4 protein-coding genes are annotated in these 6,598 nt (G+C 64.7%); all 4 read left to right on the top strand.

Going from position 1 to position 6,598, the window contains the following annotated elements; genetic code table 11:
* The first annotated feature begins 193 nt into the window (after positions 1-193).
* Genes AX724_RS19340 through AX724_RS19325 form a run of 4 tightly spaced genes read left to right on the top strand, consistent with a single transcriptional unit; the run spans position 194 to position 6,537 of the window.
* Complete coding sequence (locus AX724_RS19340; protein ID WP_066769814.1) at positions 194-1,585, top strand: tyrosine-type recombinase/integrase; 1,392 nt, start codon at positions 194-196, stop codon at positions 1,583-1,585.
* On the top strand, positions 1,582-3,369 hold the full coding sequence (locus AX724_RS19335; protein WP_066769810.1) for a hypothetical protein: 1,788 nt from the start codon (positions 1,582-1,584) through the stop codon (positions 3,367-3,369). The genes AX724_RS19340 and AX724_RS19335 overlap by 4 nt, the downstream gene beginning before the upstream one ends.
* Positions 3,366-5,591, top strand: a complete 2,226-nt coding sequence (locus AX724_RS19330; RefSeq protein ID WP_066769807.1) for an integrase — start codon at positions 3,366-3,368, stop codon at positions 5,589-5,591. Before AX724_RS19335 ends, AX724_RS19330 begins: the two co-directional genes overlap by 4 nt.
* Positions 5,592-5,634: 43 nt before the next feature.
* Positions 5,635-6,537 (top strand): ArdC family protein, encoded by a 903-nt coding sequence (locus AX724_RS19325; protein ID WP_066769817.1) that lies wholly within the window; start codon positions 5,635-5,637, stop codon positions 6,535-6,537.
* The last annotated feature ends 61 nt before the right edge of the window (positions 6,538-6,598 follow it).

Raw genomic sequence — 6,598 nt, 5'->3', positions numbered from 1 at the left:
TTATCTGGACAGTCTGCACCGTGCCTGACGCACCATTGAACGGTATGTTCTTGGCACAACGCAGGGGGGCATCAGGCCGGATGAAGCGCTATCCATAAGCTGGCGTAGTCCGGCCTGATGGCCACCGTCCCGCAGGCGCGCAACGTGTGCGATCTGGATTCGGGAGGGGGTCCGGGGGAGGGACTGGCAAGCTGTGGATACTTCAGACACGTCGATCGTCATTCAGGAACGCCGGGCGGCGGTTGGCCTGGACACCTACATCCCGTTGATCCTGCAAGGTGGAGAGATCTACGATCCAGATCTCGACCGTTACTTCCTCGATCTGCCGTTGAACGGGGCGCGTTCGCGCCATTCGCTGCGCGCCCACGGTTATGATGTCCTGGTCTGGGTTCGCTTCCTCGCCTCCGCGCGCGGCAAGTCTGTCTGGCAAGCCGATACCGATGATGTCGGTGCGTATCATCGGGCACGTCGGCGTAGTGACGCTGAGTTCCGGGTTTCGGCGTCGACGTGGAACCGGGCGATTGCCTCGCTCGACAAGCTTTATCGATGGGCCGAGCGGGAAGGCCTGATCGAGCGCACGCCATTTACCCACCGTCAGGTCTGGCGAAGTTCGCACGGAGGGCGTCGCGCGGCCGTCACGGGCCGCAACGACGCCTATGAACGCGCGGCCCGTCGGTCCGATGTTCGCTTCATCGATCTCACCGATTACCGCGCCTTCCGCGAGGTCGGCCTGCGCGGCCTGACCGTAGAGGGAACCGAGCGTCCTGGAGCACGTGACCGCAATGGCGCGCGCAATGCGCTGTTCGCCGATCTGCTGGTCACCACCGGCCTGCGCCTCGAAGAGGCATCCTTTCTGCTCGCCGCCGACATTCCGGTTGGCGGCGCCCGCGCGGAACTGCAGCGGCGGGTAGAACTTCCGGCGGCGCTCACCAAGGGGGACAGGGGGCGTGGCATGTTGCTGCCGCGCCGTTTGTTACCGGTGTTTGACGCCTATATCGCCGTTGAGCGAGCCGAAGCCGTCGCCAAGTTCGCAAGACGCCGTGGCTGGGAAGCCATCGACCGCCCGATCTTCATCCACCGCCCCTCATTCGGGCCGAGCGCATTGCATCTCGTTGGCGGTGGCACAATGGACATGGAGGTCGTCACACCGGATGAACGCGCAAGGCTTGTTATTTGCGCCGACGATGGAACGCCCTGCGAAGCGGCGGTGCTCTGGCTGACGGAGGTCGGGCATCCGGTGCTCCCTAACTCGTGGGAGGCGATCTTCGCGCGGGCGAGCCGCCGCTGCACGGATGCCGGCATCCCGGTCCGGGTCAGCCCCCATCAGCTCAGGCATTCGTTCGCGGTTCACATGCTGGCCATGCTGATCCAGCGCCGCCTTGCCGAGGCTGCGGCACCAGTCGGCGCCATGGAAGGCTATCGCCAGTTGGTCGGCGATCCGCTGCAGCAGGTCCAGCGATTGCTCGGCCATTCAAGCCTCGCCACGACCTCGATCTATCTCGATCACCTTGCCACGCGTGCCGATACTGTCGATGCGGCGGTCGAAGAGCTGTTGGCACTCGTACCGGGCTATCTTCCATCATGACCGCTGCTCCACGCAAAGGGCGCAAGGTCAGTTTCGAGGCCGCCGCGACTGCGCCCGAGGCCGATCCATGGTCGCGGATCAGCACGCTGCGCTTCGTGATCGATCCGCCATACGGCGGCGAGTTGCTCGTGGATTTCACCGGCTTGCAGCCCCGTGGCCTGGCTCTTGCCTTTGCCCGCGGCCTGTTCATGCTGGTTGCCCCACGCGGCCCCATCCTGGTGCGTTCGTCGATCAAGACATACGTGACGCAGTTGCCGAGCTTCTTTGCCTATCTTGCCGGGACAGGTGACCGGATCAACGGCCCCGCAGATCTTCGTGCCTACCATATCGACGGGTTCGAGCGATGGCTCGCCGCGCAGGGCAAGTCGCGCGGGCACGCGCCGACCTATGTCGCCAAGGTCGTCTCCGTCCTTCGCCGCATTGCGGCCGATAGCCCCGAGCTTATTGATCCTGGTTTGCGGGAACGGCTGCGCTTCGTCAGCTCACACCCCCACGTTCGCCCCCGTCCACGCGATGCCTACAGTCCGTTCGTCGCTCGCCAGCTCCGCGATGCGGCACGCGCCGATCTTGTTGCGATCGAGGCGCGCCTGCGGTCAGGGTCGCGTTTCGACGAGGTGCCGGAGATAGAAGCCGCTTACCGCCAAGCCCACGCTGCCATCGACGCGCGCGGCGTGCTGCACTACCGTGACCCCGCATATCAGAGCCTGTATAAGCTGCGGTGGATTCGCGAACTGAGCGGCGCAAGGTTCAACCTGAGCCTCCACGCTGCCCACTACCTTACCGCACACGACGTCGTGCCGCTTCTCGTTCTGCTCTCGCTGGAGACGGGGCTCGAGCTGGAGTGTTGCAAGTCGCTCACGATCGATTGTTTGCGCAATGCTTCGGGCGGTACCGTCGATGTCGCCTATACCAAGCTTCGCGCCCACGGTGCCGAGCACAAGACCATCCGGGTCCGTGATGGCGGCTCATCGACACCGGGCGGCCTGATCCGGCGGATCATCGCACTCTCCGCCAAGGCCAGGGTGCATAATTCCAGCGACAACCTTTGGGTCTATTATCAGACCAACGAGATCACCGCTGGTATCCGCCATCCGCGCATGACGATCGACGCCTGGACGCAGCGTCACGGCATTGTCGATGACGCCGGTCGACCGCTATTCCTGCGCCTCTCGCAGCTACGCAAGACACACAAGGCCTTGTGGTACCTCAAGACCGAAGGGCACATGGCCCGCTTCGCCGTCGGCCATACCGTCCAGATCGCGGCACGGCACTACGCCGATATTCCGGCCCTCAGACCGCTGCACGAGCAGACCGTGGCGGATGCCCTTGAAGAAGCGCTGGCCGGGCCAAGGATCCTTCTTCCTCCAGAGGAAGAGCGACTGCGCGGCGAGTTGGCGAGCCCCACTCCGGATGATGAAGGCGTCTCGCGCGCACTTCTCGACGGCGAACAGGACGTCTGGCTTGCCAGCTGCGGCAACTTCTATTCCAGTCCCTTTACATCTGCCGGTACCGCGTGTCCCACGCCGTTCTGGGGGTGCCTAGATTGTCGCAACGCGGTCATCACCGCGCGCAAGCTTCCCGCCATCCTCGCGTTCCTCTCCTTCGTCGATGATCAGCGAGCCGGCCTGAGCGCGGCCGATTGGGCAGCCAAGTTCGGCCATGCCCGTGACCGCATCGTTCAGCAGATACTGCCCGCCTTCGGCGACGACGTGGTGGCAAGGGCCCGGGCGCAGGTCACGGCCGAGCCTCCCACGGTTTATCTGCCGCCCGAGGCCCGCGCATGACCGCCCTCCAGGTTCTGGCGGAGGGCTGCGATGAACGTGATGCCCTCCCGGTGCTCCTGTCCGCACCGCTGCGCCCCGGCTTCGATCGCGCGCATATCTCGCGATACGGCGATCCGGTCTGGGATCTGGCTCCCAGCGTGTTTCGCGACAATGCCCGGCGCTGCCATGTCACGGTACATTTTGACGGCATCGACGACCCATCCATCGCCGATGCCCTGCGCCAGATTCTCCATGCGCGGCTCAATGTCGATTTGCCCGGGCACCGTTCTCGGCTTGAGCCGGCGGGAGTGCGCGGCGAGGCCAACCGGACCTTGCGCTTTTTCGACTTCGTAAAGGCTCAGCTGGGTCGTTTCGATCTCGGCCGGGTCGATCAGGCCTTGGCCGATCGCTACGCCTGCTCTTTGCGCCTTGCCGGACAGCGTCCGGTTGCGGCGGCAGCGCTGCTGCGGATAATCTTCGACCTGCATGAGTTGCGGCACCATCTGCCGACTGCGTGCCTGTCCTTTGAGCCATGGCCCGGGCGCAGCCCGTTTTCGGTGGCGGGAGCAAAGCATATCGCCGGAGAGAACCGGACGCCGCGCATTCCGGAACCGATCATCACCCCGCTGCTCGCCTGGTCGCTGCGCTACGTGACCTGCTATGCAGATGACATCCTCGCCGCGCGGGCGGAACTCGATCGCCTCGAAGCAACGCGAGACCGTTTGGTTGCCGCTGAGGCGGGTCTTGATCATGCTGATCGACGGTCGCGGCAACGCAAACGCCTCAACACCTATATTGCCGCCTTGCGGCGACAACGGCGCGGGGTTCCGATCTGGACCACCCCACACAACGGCACAACGCGGACAGATCCGCAAAGCGGCGAAGTCACGCCGCCGATCAACTACCACCTGATTCACCTCCATGCCGGCATCGATGCGCAGGCCGAACCTGCCATGCACCTTGGCCTCACCACCGGCGCGCCGGACCTCATCGCCGCCGCCATTGCAGAACTCGGCACCGAGATCGGCGGGATGGATACGCCCATTTCGGCCGATCCCGATACCGGCCTGCCCTGGCGCACCCGCTTCGACGCCAAGGTCCTGGCTCTCGAAGAGGTCATGCTGCAGTCGGCAGCCTACGTCGTTTGTGCCTATCTCTCAGGCATGCGAGATAGCGAGATCCAGGCGATGAAGCGGGGATGCCTGTCCATCACCAGAGCAGAAGACGGTGCGATCTTGCGGCATCGCATCAAGTCCACCGCCTACAAGGGCAAGCGCGGGGGCGGCGAGGAGACCGAGTGGGTCACGATCGCGCCGGTCGCCGAAGCCATCGCCGTCCTCGAACGGCTTTCCGCGCGGGCGGGGCAAGCGCGCGGAACAACGACCTTGTGGCCGGTCCTCGCGCTTCGGGCCAACACCAAGACGCACATTTCTGCCGAGATCGTCCGGCAACTCAACCGGTATCGCGATCATCTCAACGACCGGTTCGGAACGGCGCAGGCACCGATCATCCCTGTCGGACCCAATGGCGCGCCCTGGCGCCTGACCACTCGCCAGTTTCGCCGGACCATCGCCTGGCACATCGCCAACCGGCCCTTTGGGACGATTGCCGGCATGATCCAGTACAAGCACGCCAGCGTTGCGGCGTTCGAAGGCTATGCCGGCAGCAGCCGGTCCGGATTTCGGGGAGAAATCGAAGCCCAACGCGCGCTTGGGCAGATCGACGATATCCTCGTCTACTTCGACGAGCGGCAGGGTGGTGCGCGTCTTGGCGGACCTGCCGCGAACAGGATCGGAGCCGCACTCGATACTGTTGGCCACGAGTTGGCGCCGCTACCCGCCATGATTGCCGACCGGCCACGCCTGCGCACGATGCTCGGCAGTCTCGCGCGGACATTGCATGTCGGCCCGCTGGCCGATTGCTTCTTTGATCCGGCAACGGCCCTTTGCCTCAACCGGATTTCGGAACCGGGTGCCACCGGACCAATGATCGCCATGTGCGAGCCGGTCCGCTGCCCCAACGCCTGTATTGTCGAACGGCATCGCCCGGCCTGGCAGCGCGGAGCTGACGAGGCGCGGCTTTTGCTGCGCGAGAAGCGGCTTCCAGAACCGCAGCGGGTAACGCTTCAGGCCGAGGTGGCAAGGATCGAGCGTCTCCTCGAGCAGATCGCGCCCGGTGCCGCCACACCTCATAGCGGCATGGCGGGAGAGGAAGAGGAGGCTGGTTTTCGGGTGACGGGCTGAAGGAGCGGAAGAGAGTTTCCCTCCGCCCGACGTGGAGACCGCCATGTTCCGATCCCACCCTGCGACGCCGCGAGCTGACGTCTATTCGCGCATCACCACCGAGATTGTCTCCGCCATCGAAGCAGGCGCAGGCGACTGGCGCATGCCCTGGCACCATGATGGCGCTGCCACGACGAGGCCGCAGAACGTCACCTCCCGCCGTCGCTATCGCGGTGTCAATGTGCTGGCGCTCTGGATTGCCGCTGAAGCTAGCAGCTATTCCAGTGGTCTTTGGGGGACCTATCGCCAGTGGGCAGCGCTCGGCGCACAGGTCCGCAAGGGGGAACGCGGAACCACCGTCGTGTTCTGGAAGCAGACCGCATCACGCGCCGACGATGATCATGACGACGGCGAAGCCGGCCCCGGCCGCATGTTCGCCCGGGCCTTCACCGTGTTCAACCTCGCACAGGTCGAGGGCTATGAACCCGCTCCTGTCGCGGTATTGCCCGAGAGCGAGCGGTTCGAGCACGCCGAAGCTTTCGTCGCGGCCCTCAAGATCCCGATCACCGAGGGCGCCTATGATGCGCACTACCGGATCGATCTCGATCACATCTTCATGCCAGCCTTTTCGACGTTCCGGGATGCATCGGCGCAGATGGGCACCCTTCTGCACGAAGCCGGCCACGCTACGGGCGCAAAGCACAGGCTCGACCGCAATTTTGCCGAGAGGTTCAAGCGCGACAGCTTGGCGATCGAGGAGATCTGCGCCGAACTGACAGCTTCGTTCGTGCTCGCTGACCTCGGGATCGCCCACCATCCGCGCGCCGATCATGCCGCATACGTGGCATCGTGGTTGCGCGTGCTGAAGGACGACCCTCGCGCCATCTTCACCGCCGCCAGCAAGGCACAAGCCGCAGCCGACTGGATGCACGCCCAGCAACCTCAACCCGAGGAATTGGCGGCGTGACGCGCGTCCGGAAAATTGACGTCGGAAGTCAGATTGGGGCTGGACTGTCAGGATATGTCGC

The sequence above is a fragment of the Sphingobium sp. CCH11-B1 genome (assembly GCF_001556865.1).
Classification (GTDB): domain Bacteria; phylum Pseudomonadota; class Alphaproteobacteria; order Sphingomonadales; family Sphingomonadaceae; genus Sphingobium.
This window is presented reverse-complemented; position numbering and strand designations above follow the sequence as displayed.

What these genes read in the sequence shown, in the direction of transcription:
- AX724_RS19330 (WP_066769807.1), top strand. Translation starts at nt 3,366, where the DNA reads ATGACCGCCCTCCAGGTTCTGGCGGAGGGCTGCGATGAACGTGATGCC.
- AX724_RS19325 (WP_066769817.1), top strand. Translation starts at nt 5,635, where the DNA reads ATGTTCCGATCCCACCCTGCGACGCCGCGAGCTGACGTCTATTCGCGC.
- AX724_RS19335 (WP_066769810.1), top strand. Translation starts at nt 1,582, where the DNA reads ATGACCGCTGCTCCACGCAAAGGGCGCAAGGTCAGTTTCGAGGCCGCC.